A 20,307-nucleotide genomic window follows, 5' to 3' on the forward strand; every position below is an offset into this window, starting at 1 on the left:
CGGCGCTCATGGGGTGCCGGCGGGCCCACCGTGCCGGGCTCGCGGGGTGCCCCGTGCTGGTGCGGGCCGGAGGGTGTTCGCGCAGCCCGGCGCCAACGGGGTGCCGTCGCGCCCACCCGTGCCGCCCCAGCGGCACGACTGCCCGCGGAAGCGGGGGCCCGCGGGAATGGCGGGGCCCGCAGGAGCGAGGGCCCGCGGGAGCGAGGGCCCGCGCAAGCGGCGTTGGCCCGCAGACGCGGCGTCGGCCGCAGACGCGGCGTCGGCCGCAGACGCGGCGTCGGCCGCAGACGCGGCGTCGGCCGCAGACGCGGCGTCGGCCGCAGACGCGGCGTGCAGACGCGGCGTTGGCCGCGTACGGCGCGGCGTTGGCCGCGTACGGCGCGGCGTTGGCCGCGTACGGCGCGGAGGGGGCGGGGCGGGGGTGTGCGCCCGCAGCGGCTGGTGCGACTCGACGCCCCGCACCTCCACCGGGCAACGGAATCGCGCCAGTCCGAGGACGTACACCCCCGACCCGCCCCCGACCCACCCCCCCCCACCCGTAGGCGCTACGCGCACCCCACCCCCCAGACCGCTGCGCCGCAGGCCGGAGGTCCTGGCTAGTCGTCGGCCGTTGTCGTCGCCGCCGGCAGAGCCGCGGCCGGGCGCTGCCAGCCCCGGGAGCCGCGCGCGAGGAGCCAGGCCGTGGTCTCGTCCGGCGGCATCGCCGCGGCGACCAGCCACCCCTGCACCGCGTCACACCGCAGGTCCCGCAACCGCTCCCAGGTCTCGTCGTCCTCGACACCCTCCGCGACGACGAGCAGCCCGAGCGAGTGAGCCAGATCCACCGTGCACCGCACGATCTCCGCGTCCTCGGTGTCGACGGCCAGCCGCGCCACGAACGACCGGTCGATCTTCAACTCGCTCACCGGCAGCCGCCGCAGATGCACGAGCGAGGAGTACCCCGTCCCGAAGTCGTCCAGGGACATCTTCACCCCGTGCCCGGTCAGCGCGTTCAGCGTGTCGGCCGCACGCTGCGGATCCTCCAGCAGCACGTGCTCGGTGATCTCCAGTTGGAGCGCTCCCGCAGGCACCCCGTGCCGGGCCAGCCGCGCCGCGACCGACCCGGCGAACCCGGGCGTGTGCACATCGCGCGGCGAGACATTGACGGCGACCGGTACGAACAGCCCCTGGGAGCGCCACTCGGCGACCTGCCCGAGCGCGGTCTCCAGCACGTACTCGGTGAGGTGCGGCATCAGCCCCGACGATTCCGCGATCGCGATGAACTCGTCCGGCGGCACCCTGCCCCGCTCCGGATGCACCCACCGCACCAGCGCCTCGAGCCCCGCGACCTGCCCGTCGAAGCGGACCTTGGGCTGGTAGTGCAGCTCCACCTCACGAGCGTCCAGCGCCCGGCGCAGATCACCCAGCAGCCCGAGCCGGTCAGGGGTGTTGGAGTCGCGCTTGGACTCGTACGCCTCGACTCCCGTACGGTCCCGCTTGGCCTGGTACATCGCCACGTCCGCCCGCCGCAGCAGCCCCTCCGCGTCCACCGCGTGGTCCGGGAAAACGGCGACTCCCGCACTCGCCTCCAGGACGAGGGTGAGCCCGTCGAGGTCGAGCGGGGAGCTGAGGGCGGCGACGAGGCCGCGGGCGACCCGGGTCGCGGATGTCGTGGAGTCGGCGACGGGCAGTAAGACGGCGAACTCGTCGCCGCCCAGCCGCGCGGCCTCCGCCCCGCGCGGCAGTGCGGCTCTCAGCCGGTCGGCGATCTGCAGCAGCAGCCGGTCACCGGCGAGATGACCGAGCGTGTCGTTGACGGACCGGAACCGGTCCAGGTCGATCAGCATGAGGGCGGCGCGGGCACCGATCCGTTCCGCGTCGTCCAGCGCGGTCCAGATCCGCTCCAGCAGCCACTGCCGGTTGGGCAGCCCGGTGAGCGGGTCGCGCAACTGCTCCTCGGCCCGCGCGCGGGCTATCCACAAGGTGGAGTCGAGGGCGATCAGCGGAATGGAGAAGAGCGGCAGCAGCACGGGCTTGGCGACGGCGACCACACACACCAGAGGCGCTATGCCGAGCAGGGCGACGGCCACGAGCCCCTGCCGGACCAGGGCGGTACGGGCCACGGTGGGCAGCCCCGCGCGCGGGGTGTGCAGGTACCACAGCAGACCGCGGGTGACCGCGAGATAGGCGGCGGCGACCAGCACCACCTCCGGTGCGGTGTACAGCGTCCAGGTGTCCGGGGTCGACGGCGACTCGACGGACGGCACGCGGCCGAACACGGCCAGCACCAACGCCCCGGCGCCGATGCCGAGCAGGTCCACCGCGCCGTGCAGCACGCCCTGCCGCCAGCGGCCCCGCCGGGCGACGCCGACCAGGACGACGACGGTGAGGCTGACCATGCCGGCCGCGATCCAGCCGTACAGCAGCAGCACGGCCAGCGTGAGAGCGGCACCGGAGCCCGTGCCGCCCCACCACCGGGAACGCCCCAGCATCACCAGGTGCCCGACGATGATTCCGGTCAGCACCGCCAGCGACCAGCCGACGGTCCCGGACGGGAAGAGCGCGTGCCCTCCGGTGAACGCCCGCAGGACGCCGGCACCCAGCACGAACCCGGCCGCCGCGACGACCGCCGTGGGCAACGGGGGCCAGGACGGGTGCCGTTCCGTGTCCGCCTCGGACAGCGGGTCGGACATCCGGGGGCCGTGCCCGGCGGCCGGCTGTCCGGCGCCGCGCGCGCCCGCGGTGCCCGCTCCGGTGCGCCCCCGCGCGCCCGGCTGCCCCGCGGGCCGCCCGTCCGCACGGCCGCGCCGCCAGGCGACCGCCACGCGGCGCAGGCGCAGCCGTGAGCCCGGGGCGGCGCTCTCGGTCGGTTCCATTCCCGTCCCTCTCACAACCGGCGGTGCCCACGCCACGCGGCCCGATGCCCGACAACTCCCAGCGGCTCCGCGGTGGAAAGCCTTGCCCCGGCCCCTGCACGAGTACGGGGTTGCCCCGACCGCAACTGGGCACGGCAGGCGCACATCTCAACAGTAGGCCGCAGAGGGCTTCCACGGGCACCGGTCGCCGACGGTTGCCCGAATGCGCCCCAGCCACCCGTATGCATCTGGTATGCGCCGATCAGGTGGGCTTCAACCGCTACTCCTCGGCCGAAAGAGCGACATCGGCCGCGGCCTCCGGCCCTTGCCCGAGAAGGACGTCGAAGCCCTCTTCGTTCAGAACCGGAACCTTCAGCTGCATCGCCTTGTCATATTTTGACCCGGGATTGTCGCCCACCACGACGAACGACGTCTTCTTCGAGACCGATCCGGTCACCTTCGCCCCCTGGTTCTGGAGCGCCTCTTTCGCGCCATCCCGGGTGAAGTTCTCCAGAGTTCCGGTCACGACGACGGTGAGCCCTTCCAGCGGACGAGGGCCCTCGTCCTCGCCGGCCCCCTCGTCCTCCATGCGGACGCCGGCCGCTTTCCACTTGCGGATGATCTCGCGGTGCCAGTCCTCGGCGAACCACTGCTTGAGCGAGGCGGCGATGGTCGGGCCGACCCCCTCGGTGCCCGCCAGCTCCTCCTCGGTGGCCCGCTCGATGCGGTCGATGGAACGGAACTCACGGGCCAGCGCCGCCGCCGCGACGGGACCGACATGACGGATCGACAGACTCGTGAGCACGCGGGCCAGCGGACGCTCCTTGGCCGCCGCGATGTTCGCGAGCATCGCGACCGCGTTCTTCCTCGGCTCGCCCTCCTGGTTGGCGAAGACGGTGGCGATCTTCTCCTCGCCGGTCTTCGGATCCCGTTTCGGCAGCCCGCTGTCCTGGTCGAGGACGTACGCCCTGATGGGCAGCAACTGCTCGACGGTGAGGTCGAAGAGGTCGCCCTCGTCCTTCAGCGGCGGGTCCTCCGGCTCCAGCGGCCCGGTCAGCGCCGCCGCCGCGACATAGCCGAAGTGCTCGATGTCCAGCGCCTTGCGCCCCGCGAGGTAGAACAGCCGCTCCCGCAACTGGGCCGGGCAGGTGCGGGCGTTGGGGCAGCGCAGGTCGACGTCGCCCTCCTTCATCGGCCTGAGCGGCGTACCGCACTCGGGGCACTCGGCCGGCATCACGAACTCGCGCTCGCTGCCGTCCCGCAGGTCGGCGACCGGGCCGAGGATCTCGGGGATCACGTCACCGGCCTTGCGCAGCACCACCGTGTCGCCGATGAGCACGCCCTTGGCCTTCACCACGTCCTGGTTGTGCAGCGTGGCGAACTCGACCTCGGACCCGGCCACCGTCACCGGCTCGACCTGCGCGTACGGCGTGACCCTGCCCGTACGGCCCACGCCCACCCGGATGTTCACCAGCTTGGTGTTGACCTCCTCGGGCGCGTACTTGTACGCGATGGCCCAGCGCGGGGCGCGCGAGGTGGTACCGAGGCGGCCCTGGAGCGGGATCTCGTCGAGCTTGACGACGACCCCGTCGATCTCGTGCGCCACGGAGTGCCGGTTCTCGCCGTAGTACGCGATGAACTCCCGTACGCCGCCGAGGTCGTCGACCACCCTGTTGTGCTCGGAGGTGGGCAGGCCCCAGGTCTTGAGCAGGTCGTAGCCCTGGGACAGGCGGGTCATGCCCTTGTAGCCCTCCAGGATCCCGATGCCGTGGACCACCATGTGCAGCGGGCGGGTGGCGGTGACCCGCGGGTCCTTCTGGCGCAGCGAACCGGCCGCCGCGTTGCGCGGGTTGGCGAAGGGCTTGTCGCCGGCCGCGACCAGCCGGGCGTTCAGCTCCTGGAACTTCTCCATCGGGAAGTAGACCTCGCCGCGGATCTCCACCAGGTCGGGTACCTCGTCGCCCTTCAGCCGGTCCGGGATCTCGGCGATGGTGCGGACGTTGGGCGTGATGTCCTCGCCGGTGCGGCCGTCGCCGCGGGTCGCCGCGCGGACCAGCCGCCCGCGCTCGTAGGTGAGGTTGACGGCGAGGCCGTCGACCTTCAGCTCGCACAGGAAGTGGAACCTCTGTTCGCCCAGCTCCCTGTGGATGCGCTCGGCCCAGGCGGCGAGGTCGTCGTCGTTGAAGGTGTTGTCGAGGGAGAGCATGCGCGAGACGTGCCGCACGGAGGTGAACTCCGTCTCGTAGGCCCCGGCGACCTTCTGGGTCGGCGAGTCCGGGGTGCGCAGTTCCGGGTGCTCCTCCTCCAGCCCTTCCAGTTCGCGCAGCAGCCGGTCGAAGTCGGCGTCGCTGACGACGGGGGCGTCGTTCACGTAGTACCGGAAGCGGTGCTCCTCGATCTGCTCAGCGAGCCTGGCGTGCTTCTCCCGCGCCTCGGCGGGCACGCTCGTCGTCTCCGCTTGCTTGTCGCCGGCCACCGTGTGTCCTCCCGTTACTCTGGGTTGTCCGCGAGGGATCTCGCCGCCCGGACGCAATGTGCGTAGGCCTTGCGCGCGTACGCGGGGGAAGCCCCCGCGAGTCCGCACGCCGGGGTGATCGTGACCGCCTCCGGGAGGAGTCCCGGCCGCAGCCCCAGCCTGCGCCAGAGCGTCCTGACACCCATGACGCTACCGCCCGGGTCCGACAACGGGCCGTCCGTGCCCGGCACGACACCGGCCAGCAGCCGGGTCCCGCTCTCCACCGCTTCCCCGATGGCCTCCTCGTCACGCTCGGTGAGGAGGGAGAAGTCGAAGGAGATGCCCGCCACGCCCGCCCGGCGCAGCAGGGCGAACGGGACGTCCGGTGCGCACGAGTGGACCACGACCGGCCCGCCCTCGTGAACGCCGGCGACGTCCCTCAGTGTGGCCTCCGCGATCTGCCGGTCGACCGCGCGGTGGGTGCGGTAGCCGCTCGCGGTCCTCACCTGTCCGCGCAGTACGGCGGTGAGGGACGGTTCGTCGAGCTGCAGGACGAGCTGTGCGCCGGGTACGCGCCGCCCCACCTCGGCGAGGTGGAGGCGGAGCCCCTCGGCGAGGGAGGCGGCGAGGTCGCGGCAGGCGCCGGGGTCGGAGAGGGCGGCCTCGCCGCCCCGCAGCTCCAGGGCGGCGGCGAGCGTCCACGGGCCGACCGCCTGGACCTTCAGCGGGCCCCGGTACTCCTGGGTGAACTCCTCCAGTGCGTCGAGGTCCTCGACCAGCCAGGAGCGGGCCCGTCTGGTGTCGCGGCCCGGGCGGTCGCCGAGGCGCCAGCCGCTGGGCTCGACGCGGGCGTACAGCTCCACGAGCATGCCCGCGGTGCGGCCGATCATGTCCGCGCCGGGGCCGCGGGCGGGGAGTTCGGCGAGGTGGGGGTAGGTCTCGAAGCTGCCGGTGACCATTTTGGCGGCCTCGCGGGCGTCACCGCCCGGGAGGGAGCCGACGCCGGTGGCGGGGCCGAAGGGGGGCTGGCTGTTTTCGCTCACGCGAGAAGCGTACGGTCGGCTGCGCACCAGGGGGTTTTCGCCCCCGCCGCCCCTTCCCGTCCCGTCCCCGGGGGCTCTGCCCCCGGCCCCCCGCTCCTCGAACGCCGGAAGGGCTGAAGGGTGCCGGACGGGCTGCTCATCACCGCCCCGGTCGGACCGTGAGGTCGTTGATCTCCGCGTCCCTCGGCAGGTCCAGGGCCGTCAGGATCGTCGTGGCGACCGATTCGGGGTCGATCCACTTGCCGGGGTCGTACTCCTTGCCCTCCTGCTGGTGGACCTTGGCCTGCATCGGGCTGGCCGTGCGGCCGGGGTAGACCGAGGTCACCCTGACGCCGCCCGCGTGCTCCTCGTGGCGCAGGGAGTCGGCGAGGGCCTTCAGGCCGTGCTTGGAGGCCGCGTAGGCGGACCAGTCGGCGTGGGCGCTGAGGCCGGCGCCGGAGTTGACGAAGATCACGTGGCCGCGGCTCGCCCGGAGCTGGGGCAGGAAGTGGCGGGTCAGCTCGGCGGGGGCGACGAGGTTGACGTTGAGCTGGTGCCGCCAGGTCTTCGGGGTCAGCTCACCGACGGGACCGAGGTCGACGACGCCGGCGATGTGGAGGAGGGAGTCCACCCGGTCCGGGAGGGACTGGTGGGAGAAGGCCCAGCTGAGCCTGTCGGGGTCGGCGAGGTCGCCGACGAGGGTGCGGGCACCGGGGAACTCGGCCGCCAGTTCCTTCGCCCGGCCCGCGTCGCGCGCGTGCAGCACGAGTTCGTCCCCGCGCGCGTGCAGGCGGCGGGCGACGGCCGCGCCGATGCCGGAGCCCGCTCCGGTGATCACATGTGTAGCCATGCCCGCCATGCTCGCATCACCGGGCGGTCACTCCACGCCCAGGCTCTCCTCCAGGTACGCCAGCGCGCCCACCGGCTCCTCGGCGAAGAACACCAGGTCGGTGAGCGGCCGGGGCAGGAAGCCCTCGTCCTCCATGCGGCGGAACTGCTGCTCGAGCCCGTCGTAGAACCCCGCGGTGTTGAGCAGCACCACCGGCTTCTCGGTGTGCCCGTGCTTCTTCAGCTCGAGGATCTCCGTCGCCTCGTCGAGGGTGCCGGTTCCGCCGACCATGACGACGACGGCGTCCGCCTTCTCCAGCAGCAGTCGCTTGCGCTCGGCCAGGTCCCCGGCGACCACCATCTCGTCGACGCCGGCGCGCGCCTTCGCCGCGAGGAACTCCACCGAGACACCGAGGAGCCGGCCGCCGGCCTCCTCCACACCGTCGGCGACGACCTTCATCAGGCCGACGTCCGAACCGCCCCACACCAGGGTGTGCCCGCCCTTGCCGAGCAGCCGCGCGAACTCCCGCGCGGGGCCCGTGTAGCGGTCGTCGAGGTCGGCGGCGGAGAGGAAGACGCAGATGTTCACGGACCCACGGTACGGGCCCGGTCGGGCATCGCCGTCAGCCGGATCTTCGACTGCCGGTGCGGCAGTTCCTCCCAGTCGTCCATGAACCGGGCCGACAGACCGTACCCGGCGGCCAGTTCCACCAGTGTCTCCGTCCGGTAGTAGAAGTCCTCGCGCAGCACCTGGTGCTCCTCGCCCTCCGTGCGGTCGAAGGTGAAGTCGAAGAAGCCACCGGGTGCCAGCACCCTCCCGACGTGCGCGAAGCACTCCTCGATGACGTGCCGGGGCGAGTGCGAGAAGACGCTGTGCGCGTGGACGACGTCGAAGTGGCCGTCGGGCAGGAAGGCGAGGGTGAGGTCGTCGGCGAGGGTCAGGTGGGGCAGCTTGGCCTGGAGTCCCTCGCGCACGAGGGTGTCCTGCGCGGCGAGCAGGATGTGCGGCGAGATGTCGATGCCGTAGTAGTGGCCCGGTTGAAGGTGGTCGATGAACAGGCGCCCGGCGCGGAGGTTGCCGCAGCCGATCTCCAGCATGCGGTGGTGCGGCCGGAGGCCGTGCCGCACCAGGTAGTCGAACTGCATCCGGCCGATGCGCGCCCACTGCTCGCGCGAGGGGTTGTGGCCCACGGCGGCCTCGGCACTGCGGGCGGCGTCGGAGGCCATCACCGCGCGGTAGTACGCGATGTGGTCGCGGTGCCGCAGCCGCAGCCAGGCGTCGCGCAGGGCGCGCCGCGCGTGGGCGGGGACGCGGCGCGGATGGCCCAGGGCATAGCGGGCGCGGTGGGCGAGTGTCCCCCGGTTCCTGCGGGTGTCCTTGGCTCCCATGGCGCCTCCTCGGGAAGAACTCCGCTACAGCGTGCGCTGTAACCGGCGAGTCGGCTACCCGGAAGGAGCGATCGTGACCAAAGGCCACCGCATCACCGTGGAACCCAGTGACCGGCATGTCCGCGTGGTGCACGGCGGGCAGGTGCTCGCGGAGAGCGACCGGGCGCTGGTGCTGCGCGAGACGGGCTGTCCCGCGCGCTACTACATCCCGCCCGAGGACGTACGGCTCGATCTGCTGACGCCCTCGGACACGCACACGCACTGCCCGTTCAAGGGCGACGCCTCGTACTGGTCGCTGCCGGACGCCGCGGATCTGGTCTGGGCGTACCCGGAGCCGAAGGCGGACGTCGCGGAGATCAAGGACCATCTCTGCTTCTACGACGTGGAAGCCGGCTGATCGCGTAGACGGGTTGTGATCGGCGGACGCGCCGCCCGCCTCCCCGACGAAGTTCGCGCCGTGCGGCAGTCTGGTGAGACATGGACAAGAACATCACTTCGCGCGACGGCACCCCCCTGGCGTACGAGAGCGCCGGGCGGGGTTCCACGATCGTCCTCGTCAGCGGCGCGATGTCGACGGGTGCCACGGTGGCGCCGCTGGCGGCTCCCCTGTCGGAGCGTTTCCGGGTGGTCGTGTACGACCGCCGGGGCCGGGGTGCGAGCGGTGACACCCCTCCGTACGCGGTGGAGCGCGAGGTCGAGGACCTGGCCGCGCTGATCGAGTCGGTGGGCGGTGAGGCGGCGCTGTACGGCGTCTCCTCGGGCGGTGCGCTGGCGCTGCGGGCGGCGGCGAGCGGGCTGCCGGTGCGCCGGGTCGCCGTGTACGAGACGCCGTACGCGATGTCCGGGGAACACCTCGAGGAGCGCGCGCGGTACACCGAGCGGCTGTCGGCGGCGCTCGCCGAGGGGCGGCGCGGGGACGCTGTGGAGCTCTTCCTACGGCTGACCGGGCTGGGCGAGGCGGTCATCCAGGGCGCGCGGCAGTCCTCGATGTGGGCCGGGATGGAGTCGATGGCGCCGAGCCTCGCCCACGACGACGCCGTGATGGGTGACGGAAGCGTGCCGCGCGAGCTGCTGGCGTCGATCGGCGTGCCGGTGCTGTCGATCGCGGGGGACGCGAGCCCGGCGTGGATGCGTGAGGCCGCTCGGGCGATCGCCGAGTCGGTCCCCCGGGGCACGTACCGCACCCTGGGGGGCCAGACCCATATGGTCGAACCGGACGTCCTGGCTCCGGTGCTGGCGGACTTCTTCAAGGGGTGAGGCCGACTTCAAGGGGTGAGGCCGGCCAGGGGCCCGCCGGGGACCGGGTCGTGCCGGACGCGGCCGGCGGGCAGCCCGAGTGCGGCGAGGTGCCGGGTCACGGCGGTGACCATGGCGGGCGGGCCGCTGACGTACGCGACGTGCCCGGTGAAGTCGCCGTGCCGGGCGACCGCCGCGCCGACGGAACCGTGCTCGGACCGGCCGGAGCCGTCCTCGGTCACCCTGACCACCCGCAGCCAGGGGCAGCGGTTCTCCAGTCGGGCGAGCGTCGGCTCGTCGTACAGGTCGTCGGCGGTGCGGGCGCCGAGGAACAGGTGCGCCGAGCGGCCCGGGACGCGGCGCGCGGCCAAGTCCTCGAGCAACGCCCTGGCGGTGGCCCAGCCGGTGCCGCCGGCCACGATCAGCGTGTCCCGCGCGGGGTCGTCGTCCAGGATCGTGGTGCCCTGGGCCGGGCCCAGCAGCAGGGTGTCGCCGACGCCGGTGCCGGTCACCAGGGCGTCGCTCACACCGCCGGAGCCGGTGCGCCGGATGTGGAACTCCAGTTCGCCGTCGGTCCCGGGCAGGCCGGCCGGGGTGTACGGGCGCCAGGTGTGGCGGAGCAGCGGGCTCTGCAGTCTCGCGTACTGGCCGGGCAGACAGGGGTACGGCTCGGACGGGCGGAGGCGGAGAACGGCGAGGTCGGGGCGGCGGCGCTGGTGGTCCGTCACCGTGCCGCTCCAGTAGGGCGGTTCGCCGAGCGAGTCGTTCGCGCCGCGCACCATGGCCGCGGCGGCGAACCGCACCATGCGCAGCCACGCGCCCGTGACATCGCCACCGAGCCGTCCTCGGGCCTGCCGCTGGAGCGCTTCCAGGAGCGCCTCCTCGAACACCTCGTAGTGCACCGGGAGCACGCCGAGTCTGCGGTGGTCGCGGCCGAGGCGGGTGAAGAAGGCGGTCACCTCGTCGGGGCGGTTCAGGTTCTCGATCAGGTACCGGAAGGCCCGTCCCAGATGTGCCTGCTGGAACTCCATCGAGGCGGGGAACAGCTTCCGCAGGTACGGGTGCCGCTCGAACATGACGTCGTAGAGGTGCTCGATGAGCGCGCTGAAGGGCGTGACCTGCGCGACGTTGCGTACGATCACCTCCGCGTCCGCGGGCCCGGCGGGGACGGCCCGGAGGCCAGCCGCCGTGGTGACCGGGGAGGCGTGTGACGCCGCGTGCACGGCGGGGGCGCGCAGCCGGTCACGCAGGCGCATGGCCTCCTGGCGGGCGAGCAGGCTGTGGTAGTCGGTGGTCACGCGCCCACCCGCCGCGCGCTCCGGGCGGGGGACACCGGGGAGGCGGCACGCGCCAGGCGGACGGCTGGGGCGGGGACGGCTGTGCGGGGCATCACGGCATTTCCTGTCGGCTCTGTGGCATGGAGCGTGCGCCCCCCGGCCGCTGCACGGCGGCGGCCATGAGACCAGGGGGCGCGTCCGCATCACATCACGGCGGACGGCGGGTGGGACGTCCCCGAAGGTCCCCGCGGGCAGGGCCCGACGTCCCCGCGGCGGACGGCGGCTCGCCCCCGCTCGGCCTCCTCCGCTGCAAAGGAGCCGGGCCCCGGTTCGCAGTCGTACGTCAGACCGCCGGGGTCGCCTGCCCGGCCCGCACGGTGGACGCGATCGTCGCCGAGCCGACCACGCGCGTGCCGTCGTACAGCACGATCGCCTGGCCGGGGGCGACGCCGCGGACGGGCTCGGTGAAGCGGACCCGCAGCTCCCCGTCGACGAGTTCCGCCGTCACCTCCGTCTCGCCGCCGTGGGCGCGCAGCTGGGCGGTGTAGGTGCCGGGGCCCGACGGGGCGGTGCCGCACCAGCGGGGCTTGATCGCGGTCAGGGCCGTGACGTCCAGGGCCGCCGCGGGACCGACCGTGACGGTGTTGGTCACCGGGGAGATGTCGAGGACGTAGCGGGGCTTGCCGTCGGGGGCGGGGGTGCCGATCCTCAGGCCCTTGCGCTGGCCGATGGTGAAGCCGTACGCGCCCTCGTGCGTGCCGACCTTGGTGCCGGACTCGTCGACGATGGCGCCCTCGGCCTTTCCCAGGCGGCCCGCGAGGAAGCCCTGGGTGTCGCCGTCGGCGATGAAGCAGATGTCGTGCGAGTCGGGCTTCTTGGCCACGGCCAGGCCCCGGCGCTCGGCCTCCGCGCGGATCTCGTCCTTGGTGGTGACGGTGTCGCCGAGCGGGAAGAGCGCGTGTGCCAGCTGCTTCTCGTCGAGGACGCCGAGGACGTACGACTGGTCCTTGGCCATGTCGGAGGCGCGGTGCAGCTCGCGGGTGCCGTCCTCGCGCAGGATCACCTTCGCGTAGTGGCCGGTGCAGACCGCGTCGAAGCCGAGCGCGAGCGCCTTGTCCAGCAGCGCGGCGAACTTGATCTTCTCGTTGCAGCGCAGGCAGGGGTTGGGGGTGCGGCCGGCCTCGTACTCGGCGACGAAGTCCTCGACGACGTCCTCGCGGAAGCGGTCGGCGAGGTCCCACACGTAGAACGGGATGCCGATGACGTCGGCGGCGCGGCGGGCGTCGCGCGAGTCCTCGATGGTGCAGCAGCCCCGCGCGCCGGTACGGAACGACTGCGGGTTCGCGGAGAGCGCGAGGTGGACGCCGGTCACGTCGTGGCCCGCTTCGGCCGCGCGGGCGGCGGCGACGGCGGAGTCGACTCCGCCGGACATGGCGGCCAGGACGCGGAGGGGGCGGGAGGGCTGCGGGGTGTCAGTCATAGCCCTTCCAGGGTACGGGGGCGCGGGAACCACGGCCGCCGGGTATGCGTTCACGATCACATGGGGGCACAGAAGGCATCCGAGGACGGGGACCGGCGCATCGGGCGCCGGGCCCTGATCGTGGGCGGGGCGGCGGCCGCGGCGGGCACGGCGGTGCTGGCGCGGGACGAGCTGGCGCGGCTGTGGTGGCGCATACCCGGCGTCGAGAAGCCGCGCGAGCAGGGCGCGGTCGACTACGCGGGTGCCCGCTGGGTGGCGGCCTCGGACGCCAACTGGCGGCGTGCGGACCGGCCGGACGACTTCGGCGTCGACATGGTGATCGTCCATGTCACCCAGGGCAGCTTCGACAGCGCGGTGAAGGCGTTCCAGGACCCGGGGCACAAGGCGTCGACCCACTACATCGTCGGCCAGGACGGCCGTGTCACGCAGATGATCCGCGAGCTGGACGTGGCGTACCACGCGGGCAACCGCGACTACAACGAGCGCAGCGTCGGCATCGAGCACGAGGGGTTCGTGGACCGGCCCGAGGACTTCACGGACGAGATGTACGAGGCCTCGGCCCGTCTCACGGCGCGCATATGCGCGCGCTACGGCATCCCGGTCGACCGGGAGCACATCATCGGCCACGTCGAGGTGCCGGGCACGGACCACACCGACCCGGGCCCGCACTGGGACTGGGACCGCTATCTGGAGCTGGTCCGCCGCGCCCGCACGTCGCGGGCCTGAGCGGGGTGCCCCGCCCGGCCGTACGCGCCGTGCGGGGCTGCCGCCCACCGGCTCACGCCGGCTGCCGCGGCGTCCTCGCGAACTCCTCCACGGACGGCAGCAGACCGGTGATCATCTGCCAGACCTCCTTGGCGTCGGCCCGGACCAGCTTGAGCGCGGTGGTGTCGTCCACCTGACCGGGCAGCACCGGTTCGGCGGGCAGCTCGCGGTGCCAGTAGCCGAGGGGACCGCAGTCCCACACCGCGAACCCGCGCACCCGGGCGGCAGGGGTGCCCTCGTCGTGGCCCTGCCACGCGGCGGTCATCCGCCAGCTGGACCGCATCCCGGCGATCAGCCGGGCGAGGGTGCCGAGCTGCGGCCTCCGGGTGAGCCCGGCGGCCCTCAGCGCGTCGGTCACCCGCTCGAGGCCCTCCTCGGCGGTCAGTCCGGGCAGACCGTCCAGGGTGTCGAGCCCCGCGTCGAGGACGGCCATGGTGGTCTCGATCACGGGCGTGGCCACGTCGACGGTGTCCTCCGCCTGGAGGTTCACCATCCGCGCCAGCGCCCAGACGAGCATCTTCGGCTCCAGGCGGACGTACTCCGACTCCGCCGAGCCCGGCCAGGACTCGTGGGAGTAGACGCAGCCGTCGCCGATGGTGACGCCGTGGTGGAGGGTGCCGTGCTCACCGAGCGCCTCCACGTGGAGGACAACGGCGGGCGCCCGCAGGGTGCTGACCAGCGGGCTCAGCAGGAGGTCGAGGTTGCCCTCGTGGTCGGTGAGGCCCGCCTCGCGCAGTTCGCGGTCGGCCTCCGCCAGCTCGGGGGGCACCTCCTCCCCTTCGGTGCGGTGACCGAGGACGGCCAGGTGGCTCTCGGCGAGCCGGAAACGGCCCCGCGTGCTGTCATACGAGGGCATGGTGTGTCGCTTTCGTCGGCGGAAGGGTCGGGCGGCGAGGGCTCGGGGAGGCCGGGCGGGGGCTCAGGCGGTCCGCGGGGTTCACTGGAAGACCTCCAGCCAGTTCAGCGACCTGTTGAAGAAGGCGCGGACGGCCCCGCCCCGGGTGAGGTTGCGGGTGTTGACGCCGCACATCACGGCGGCCAGGGCGAGGTCGGTGGCGTCGGCCGGACCCAGGACGGTCAGCGTGGCCTTCTTCCGCGCGCCCCTGCCGCGCCGGCTGGTCCGGATCTCCACGCCGTCCCGGACCAGGGTGCGGTCACGGTGCCTGGAGCTGGTCGCGAGGTAGCGGTACTCCCGCCCGGCGACCTGCATCCGCAGGGCCCGTCCGGCCCTGGTCTGTGCCCAGCGGTTGCGCTTGAGACGGATTCCGGCTCCGCCGACGCTGAGCTGCCCCAGATGCAGCGAGGGCTTCCGTCCGTAGGCCCAGCCGCCGAAGGAGGTCGCGGGGAGGGTGTCCCCGCTGACCGCGGTGACATGACGGTCGCCGTGCCGGCTCACCGGGTAGACCACCTCGACCCGCCCGAACTCCCCCAGGGTGCCCCGGTAGCCGAACTTCCAGGTCGTCCGATGACCCGAACGGTCCTCCCAGTGGTCGAGGGTGTACGTGTGTCGCTGCATCGTTCCTTCCCCTCGCGCCGCGCGGCGCGGATGTGCCGTGGCCCGCATCAGTCGAACGGGTTGAGTGCGCTGCCGAGTGCCTTCGCGCCGTCGGAGATGGCCTCGCCGGCCTTCTCGGCCTTGTCGCCGACCCAGTCGGCGGCCTCCTCCGCGCCCTTGCTGATGCTGTCCCAGTTGTCCCAGACCAGGGTTCCGGCGTAGGCGAGCCCGGTGCCGACGGCGAGGCCTACGGTGACCGGGTTGGGGGCGACCATGGCGGCGGTGAGCGAGGCGTTGAAGGCCGTACCGGTCCAGTTGGAGAGGTACTTGGCCTTGTCCTCCTTCCACGCCTTGCCGTGGTCCATGGTCGCGAGGTTGGCGACTCCCCAGGCGGTGGCGCCGGCGGAGCCCACGATGCCGAGGCCGCGCATCCATCCGGCGGCCTTGGCCGCGTTGGCGAGACCGCCGCGCTGGGCGACGCGGAGCAGGTTGGCCTCGGTGGCGGTGGGCAGGTAGAAGGCGCCCTTGCGCATGTATCCGGCGAGCATCGCCGCCTCGTCGGAGCCGGCGAGCGCGCCGGTCGGCACCCGGGTCAGCCAGCTTCCGGCCTTGGGGATCCGGGACAGTTTGTCCCAGTGGCCGTTGATCATGCGGGCGGTGAAGGTGCCCGGCGCGTTGAGCACCTTGGAGGACTTGAAGTACGAGATGAGCGACTTGCCGCCCAGGAGTGCCGTGGTCGACGCCGTGAAGAACGCCGACAGGTTGGCCGCGCCCTCGATGTACGTCGAGACCGCCTTGCCCAGCTTCTCGTTGCCGGTGAGCTCGGTGACGGCGTCGCCCTGGATCCTGACCAGCCAGTCGTCGAGGGTCTCGCCCTCCTTCTTCTTGAGCCAGCCGTCGTCGACACCGTCGTCGGCCGCGGCCGCGTTGGCGACCAGCAGGATGTCCGGGGGCAGGTCCTTGTTCCTGAGCTGCTCGGGGGTGAACCCGGCCAGCAGCAGCCCGGCCAGCGGATCGCCGTCCTCCAGGCGTGCGTAGGCCGCCTTCCGGCGGAGTCCGGGCGCGGTGTCCGATATCCAGGGACGCATGGGCCGTATCGCGCTCAGCTTGTCCGACACCCCGAGCTCGGAGGCCCTCGTGAACGCCTCGTCGAGTTTGTCCCCCGCCCCTCCCCGGCCGTCGAGCAGCTTGGCCAGCTGCTCGAGGTCCTGGGGGTTCACCACTCTGTTCGGCTTGCCTGTCACGAAGCTCCTTCGGCTGGTCGGTGTCGGCTGCTCCCCGGCAAGGAGGCCGCACTGGCGCGCGGACACGGTACCGAGGCCGCTGTGGGGTCCCCGGAGCCGGTGACGGCTAGACCGTGCGGGCGCGCGTCAGCGCGTCGAGCAGGGCCGCACGGTCGTGGGTGGCGATCAGCAGCGGCTCACCCTGCGCGTTCTCGACCACGATCTGGTCCATGCCCAGCGGTACCGACCATCCCCCGCCCACCATCCGCGGCGGCACGGCCGCACCGCTCCTCCGTCGCATCTCCGCGAGTTCCTCACGCGACCGTGAGGCCAGGGCCGCGGCGAACTCCGCGTCCGTGGGCTGCCGCGCCGCCTCCCGGAGCGACGCGACGGTCAACGAGTCCACCGGGATCGTCTCCCGCCCCACGGTCAGCTGTCCGTCCCGGATGCGGATCCGGTGGTAGACCCGCTTGGAGAGGGGCACCGCGTTGAACACGAGGGCGAGGAACGCCGCGCCGCCGAGGAGGACGAACCAGACCGTACTGTCCTCGGGAAGCAGGATGCTGCCCTGGTAGGCGACCCAGACGGCGAGCACCGTGACGGTGGCGACCGTCCAGCGCCTCGGCAGCTTCTCCCGGTACACCACGTCCCGCCCGTACGACGACGCCGCCGCACCCGCTCCGGACCCCTTCGCGCCCTCCACGCCCGCTCCCCTCAGCTCGTACCGGTCGGAGTTCCATGATCCCGGGTCGCACCGGGCGGCTCAGGTCAGTCCCGCCGCCCTGGCCCGTTCCACCGCCGGGCCGATGGCCTTGGCCAGGGCCTCGACATCGGCCTCCGTGGAGGTGTGCCCCAGGGAGAAGCGGAGGGTGCCGCGGGCCAGGTCGGGGTCCGTGCCGGTGGCCAGGAGGACGTGGCTGGGCTGGGCGACGCCGGCGGTGCAGGCGGAGCCGGTGGAGCACTCGATGCCCTGGGCGTCGAGGAGCAGCAGCAGGGAGTCGCCCTCGCAGCCGGGGAACGTGAAGTGCGCGTTGGCGGGAAGCCGCCCCCCTGGGGCGGGGTCGCCGCCGAGGACGGCGTCCGGGACGGCCTCGCGGACCGCGGCCACCAGGTCGTCGCGCAACTGCCCGATCTCGCGGGCGAACCACTCCCGCTGCTCGGCGGCGAGCCGTCCGGCCACCGCGAAGGAGGCGATGGCGGGGACGTCGAGGGTGCCGGAGCGGACGTGGCGCTCCTGGCCTCCGCCGTGCAGCACGGGCACAGGGGTGTGCTCACGGCCCAGGACCAGCGCGCCGATGCCGTACGGGCCGCCGATCTTGTGGCCGGTCACGGTCATCGCGGCGAGTCCGGACGCGGCGAAGTCCACCGGGATCTGGCCGAACGCCTGGACCGCGTCGGAGTGCAGGGGTACGCCGAACTCCGCGGCCGCCTCGGCGAGTTCGCGGACCGGCAGGATCGTCCCGATCTCGTTGTTGGCCCACATGACCGTGGCGAGGGCGACGTCGTCGGGGTTGCGGGCGATGGCCTCGCGCAGGGCGTCCGGGTGGACCCGGCCGTGGGAGTCGACCGGCAGGTACTCGACGGTGGCGCCCTCGTGCTCGCCGAGCCAGTCGACGGCGTCGAGCACGGCGTGGTGCTCGACGGGGCTGGCGAGCACCCGGGTACGGGCCGGGTCGGCGTCGCGGCGGGACCAGTACAGGCCCTTCACGGCGAGGTTGTCGGCCTCCGTGCCGCCTGAGGTGAGGACGATCTCGCTGGGCCGGGCCCCGAGTGCTTCGGCGAGGGTTTCCCGGGCCTCCTCGACGGTGCGCCGGGCGCGGCGTCCGGCCGCGTGCAGCGAGGAGGCGTTGCCGGTGACGCCCAGGTGCGCGGTGAGTGCCTCGACTGCCTCCGGGAGCATCGGGGTGGTCGCGGCGTGGTCGAGGTAAGCCATGGTGGGGCCGATTCTACGGGGCCCCGCGCACCGGCCCCGGGTCGCGGTCGGCGGGGACGCCGCGTCGGCTCAGAAGCTCCACGAGATCGTGCCGTCCGCCTGCATGAACGCCAGGAGGACGAGGAGGTCGGCGACGCCGAGCCCGAGGCCGAGGAGGGCGCGGCCGCGCCGGGGCGTGCCCCGCCACAGCGCGACCGCCGCCAGCACGATGGCGGTCGGGCCGAGGAAGACGTTGAGGACGAGCAGGCCGAGCAGGCCCAGGACGAAGGACGCGACGGCCATCCCGTCGGTGTCGTGGATTCCGGTGCGGCGGCCGGCCGGTGCGGTGAGGTGCATGGTGATCGGCTCCCACGGTCGGGGGCGGGCGGTACGTACGGAACTGGTGCCTCAGGAGGTCAGCGCGCCGAGGTGCCGCGTCGGCGGCCGTGGCGCTCGCGCAGGGCGAAGGCGCCGAGCCAGAGGGCGATGACGGCACCGGCGGCGACCGAGAAGGACAGCGGCGCGTGGGCCACGGTGCCCAGTACGACACCCAGCAGCAGAAGCGCGGCGACGAGGAACAGCATGAGTGGATCCCCCAGGTGCGGTGAACATGGACGGTTACACTTGTTCACTGACTTTCCAGTCTAACGCGACTCATGACTTTCCCCTTACGGAGAACAGTTGTTAACTGCATGGTATGAGTCACATCCCCGGGGTCCGGCAGGCCCAGAAGCAGAAGACCCGGCAGGCGCTGCTCGACGCGGCGCTGGAGCTGCTCGAGGGGCAGAGCCTGAGCAGCCTGGGCCTGCGTGAGGTCACCCGCGCGGCGGGCGTCGCCCCGACCGCCTTCTACCGGCACTTCCGCTCCATCGCGGACCTGGGCGTGGCGCTGGTCGAGGAGGCGCTGGGCAGTCTGCACCCGACGATCCGGACGACGGTGTCCACGACCGGCGACGGCGAGGAACGCATCGCGCGTGCTCTGGAGTTGATAGCGGGTCATGTGGACGCGTACCCCGCGCACGTGCGTTTCATCGCCCGTGAGCGGCACGGCGGGGTCCGGCCGGTGCGGGAGGCGATTCACCGCCAGCTGGGGCTGTTCACGGCGGAGGTCGGGGAGGCCCTGGCCAAGGATCCGGTGTCCGCGGGGTGGAGCGAGGAGGACGTGCTGATGCTGGCGCAGCTCTACGTGGACCTGATGCTGGGCACGGCGTCGCTCCTGCTGGAGGCCCCGGCGAGTGAGCCCGGGGCGCGGGAGCGGGTGTCACGGATGGCGGCGCGGCAGATGCGGCTGATCGGCATCGGGCGGACCCACTGGCTCGACCGGCCGGGTGGGGACAGGTGAGGGGTGGGGCGGGTGAGGGTTTCTCCGCCCCCGCCGCCCCTTCCCGTTCCCGTCACCCGGGGGCTGGACCCCCGGGCTCCCCTTCGGCCTGAACGGTCTCGTCCCGTAGCGCCGGACGGGCCGGATCAGGCCAGGCGCACGCGGGCCAGCTGGCGGGACTGGGCGACCAGGCGGTCCTGCGTGTCCCAGACCTCGGCGTCCTCCTCCAGGAAGCCGCCGGCGAGGTTGCGGGTGGTGATCGAGACGCGCAGAGGGCCGGGGGCCGGCCGGGAGCGGACGTGGACGGTCAGCTCCACCGTGGGGACCCAGCCGGAGATGCCCAGCTCGAAGGCGGTCGGCGGAAGGGCGTCCACCGCGAGCAGCAGGGCGAGCGGGTCGGGGTCCCGGCCGTCGGCGAGACCGAACCAGGCCCGCATCTCCCCCTTGCCGGAAGGCTGTCCGAGAGCCCACCCCACTGTCGACGGGTCGAGCTTGAGCATCAGACGGTCGGCGATGGCGGAGCTGCCGTCGACGGGGGCGGGGCCACCCGACGGCAGTCGGACATCAGCCGCAGCCTCGGGGCCGAAGCACTGCTCGATCGGCGGGATCGCGGGCGGCTCGGCCGTCGTACGGACATGGGCGGGGAGCGAGTCCAGGTCGCCGTAGGAGGCGAGGACGCGGATGCGCTCCACCTCCTCGCCCCGCTCGTCGAGCTGGAACAGGGACGCCTGACCCGTCGACAGGGTCCGTCCGGTGCGCACGGTCTCGGTGCGGACGACCGCCGGGCCCGGCTGGGAGGCGGTCAGATAGTGCGCGGAGATGGTGAACGGGTCGGAGTGCGGCAGGGCGTCGGCGAGCGCGCGGCCCAGAACGGCCAGCAGATAGCCGCCGTTGACGGCACTGATGATCGTCCAGCCGGCGGAGAGGTCGATGTCGTAGACGCCGGGCTCCCGCTGGACGAGAGCGGTGTCGCGGTCGAACTCGCTGGCGCCGATCGTGGCCCGGGTGGCCTGGGCGGAGGCTGCTTCTGGCATGGCTGAACAGTACAAGAAGACAATACTAAGCGGTAG

20 protein-coding genes are annotated in these 20,307 nt (G+C 73.0%); 4 read left to right on the forward strand and 16 right to left on the reverse strand.

All coding sequences use genetic code 11. The features are described 5' to 3' along the window. Window positions 1–596 precede the first annotated feature (596 nt). The 6 genes from F1615_RS18045 to F1615_RS18070 form a co-directional block, all read right to left on the reverse strand. The gene (locus F1615_RS18045; RefSeq protein WP_149550004.1) at window positions 597–2,855 is read right to left on the reverse strand and encodes a putative bifunctional diguanylate cyclase/phosphodiesterase; all 2,259 of its coding nucleotides are present in this window, start codon (window positions 2,853–2,855) and stop codon (window positions 597–599) included. 259 nt (window positions 2,856–3,114) lie between these two features. Then, window positions 3,115–5,310: an NAD-dependent DNA ligase LigA gene (gene ligA / locus F1615_RS18050; RefSeq protein ID WP_149550005.1), complete on the reverse strand. Its 2,196-nt coding sequence runs from the start codon at window positions 5,308–5,310 to the stop codon at window positions 3,115–3,117. Window positions 5,311–5,324: 14 nt separating this feature from the next. Then, window positions 5,325–6,332, reverse strand: coding sequence for a methionine synthase (locus F1615_RS18055; RefSeq protein ID WP_149550006.1), 1,008 nt, complete (start codon window positions 6,330–6,332; stop codon window positions 5,325–5,327). A 139-nt stretch (window positions 6,333–6,471) separates the two neighbouring features. Continuing rightward, the gene (locus tag F1615_RS18060; RefSeq protein ID WP_149550007.1) at window positions 6,472–7,170 is read right to left on the reverse strand and encodes an SDR family oxidoreductase; all 699 of its coding nucleotides are present in this window, start codon (window positions 7,168–7,170) and stop codon (window positions 6,472–6,474) included. Window positions 7,171–7,188: 18 nt separating this feature from the next. Continuing rightward, complete coding sequence (locus tag F1615_RS18065; RefSeq protein ID WP_149550008.1) at window positions 7,189–7,728, reverse strand: TIGR00730 family Rossman fold protein; 540 nt, start codon at window positions 7,726–7,728, stop codon at window positions 7,189–7,191. Then, window positions 7,725–8,528: a class I SAM-dependent methyltransferase gene (locus F1615_RS18070; RefSeq protein WP_149550009.1), complete on the reverse strand. Its 804-nt coding sequence runs from the start codon at window positions 8,526–8,528 to the stop codon at window positions 7,725–7,727. Before F1615_RS18070 ends, F1615_RS18065 begins: the two co-directional genes overlap by 4 nt. Window positions 8,529–8,601: 73 nt before the next feature. Between F1615_RS18070 and F1615_RS18075 the strand changes: the two genes are divergently transcribed. Together F1615_RS18075 and F1615_RS18080 are read left to right on the forward strand one after the other, a co-directional pair. Then, window positions 8,602–8,925, forward strand: a complete 324-nt coding sequence (locus F1615_RS18075) for a DUF427 domain-containing protein (protein ID WP_244328777.1) — start codon at window positions 8,602–8,604, stop codon at window positions 8,923–8,925. 80 nt (window positions 8,926–9,005) lie between these two features. Next, complete coding sequence (locus F1615_RS18080) at window positions 9,006–9,785, forward strand: alpha/beta fold hydrolase (RefSeq protein ID WP_149550011.1); 780 nt, start codon at window positions 9,006–9,008, stop codon at window positions 9,783–9,785. An 8-nt stretch (window positions 9,786–9,793) separates the two neighbouring features. Here the strand turns inward: F1615_RS18080 and F1615_RS18085 are convergent, their stop codons facing one another. Next, the gene (locus F1615_RS18085) at window positions 9,794–11,062 is read right to left on the reverse strand and encodes a globin domain-containing protein (protein WP_244328778.1); all 1,269 of its coding nucleotides are present in this window, start codon (window positions 11,060–11,062) and stop codon (window positions 9,794–9,796) included. 322 nt (window positions 11,063–11,384) lie between these two features. Next, entirely contained in the window at window positions 11,385–12,521 is a 1,137-nt protein-coding gene (gene mnmA, locus F1615_RS18090) for a tRNA 2-thiouridine(34) synthase MnmA (protein WP_149550012.1), read from the reverse strand. Between the two features lie 60 nt (window positions 12,522–12,581). On the opposite strand from mnmA, the gene F1615_RS18095 reads away from it, so the two are divergent. Beyond that, a complete protein-coding gene (locus F1615_RS18095) occupies window positions 12,582–13,247 on the forward strand; it encodes an N-acetylmuramoyl-L-alanine amidase (protein WP_149550013.1) in 666 nt (221 codons plus the stop codon). A 52-nt stretch (window positions 13,248–13,299) separates the two neighbouring features. Here the strand turns inward: F1615_RS18095 and F1615_RS18100 are convergent, their stop codons facing one another. From F1615_RS18100 to F1615_RS18130, 7 genes are all read right to left on the reverse strand, one after another. After that, the gene (locus tag F1615_RS18100) at window positions 13,300–14,142 is read right to left on the reverse strand and encodes a hypothetical protein (protein WP_149550014.1); all 843 of its coding nucleotides are present in this window, start codon (window positions 14,140–14,142) and stop codon (window positions 13,300–13,302) included. A gap of 81 nt (window positions 14,143–14,223) precedes the next feature. Next, window positions 14,224–14,802 carry a hypothetical protein gene (locus F1615_RS18105; RefSeq protein ID WP_149550015.1) on the reverse strand — a complete coding sequence of 193 codons (579 nt, stop codon included), beginning with the start codon at window positions 14,800–14,802 and terminating at the stop codon, window positions 14,224–14,226. 47 nt (window positions 14,803–14,849) lie between these two features. Beyond that, on the reverse strand, window positions 14,850–16,025 hold the full coding sequence (locus tag F1615_RS18110; RefSeq protein WP_149550016.1) for a hypothetical protein: 1,176 nt from the start codon (window positions 16,023–16,025) through the stop codon (window positions 14,850–14,852). 106 nt (window positions 16,026–16,131) lie between these two features. Further along, window positions 16,132–16,707 (reverse strand): hypothetical protein, encoded by a 576-nt coding sequence (locus F1615_RS18115; protein WP_149550017.1) that lies wholly within the window; start codon window positions 16,705–16,707, stop codon window positions 16,132–16,134. 60 nt (window positions 16,708–16,767) lie between these two features. After that, the gene (locus F1615_RS18120) at window positions 16,768–17,937 is read right to left on the reverse strand and encodes a cysteine desulfurase family protein (RefSeq protein ID WP_149550018.1); all 1,170 of its coding nucleotides are present in this window, start codon (window positions 17,935–17,937) and stop codon (window positions 16,768–16,770) included. 69 nt (window positions 17,938–18,006) lie between these two features. Beyond that, window positions 18,007–18,273, reverse strand: a complete 267-nt coding sequence (locus F1615_RS18125) for a DUF4190 domain-containing protein (RefSeq protein WP_149550019.1) — start codon at window positions 18,271–18,273, stop codon at window positions 18,007–18,009. A gap of 59 nt (window positions 18,274–18,332) precedes the next feature. Further along, entirely contained in the window at window positions 18,333–18,500 is a 168-nt protein-coding gene (locus F1615_RS18130) for a hypothetical protein (protein ID WP_149550020.1), read from the reverse strand. 113 nt (window positions 18,501–18,613) lie between these two features. On the opposite strand from F1615_RS18130, the gene F1615_RS18135 reads away from it, so the two are divergent. Continuing rightward, on the forward strand, window positions 18,614–19,258 hold the full coding sequence (locus F1615_RS18135) for a TetR family transcriptional regulator (protein ID WP_149550021.1): 645 nt from the start codon (window positions 18,614–18,616) through the stop codon (window positions 19,256–19,258). Window positions 19,259–19,383: 125 nt separating this feature from the next. Here the strand turns inward: F1615_RS18135 and F1615_RS18140 are convergent, their stop codons facing one another. Continuing rightward, the gene (locus F1615_RS18140) at window positions 19,384–20,271 is read right to left on the reverse strand and encodes a thioesterase family protein (RefSeq protein WP_149550022.1); all 888 of its coding nucleotides are present in this window, start codon (window positions 20,269–20,271) and stop codon (window positions 19,384–19,386) included. Window positions 20,272–20,307: the final 36 nt, after the last annotated feature.

The organism is Streptomyces marokkonensis (genome assembly GCF_008312835.1).
GTDB lineage: Bacteria > Actinomycetota > Actinomycetes > Streptomycetales > Streptomycetaceae > Streptomyces > Streptomyces marokkonensis_A.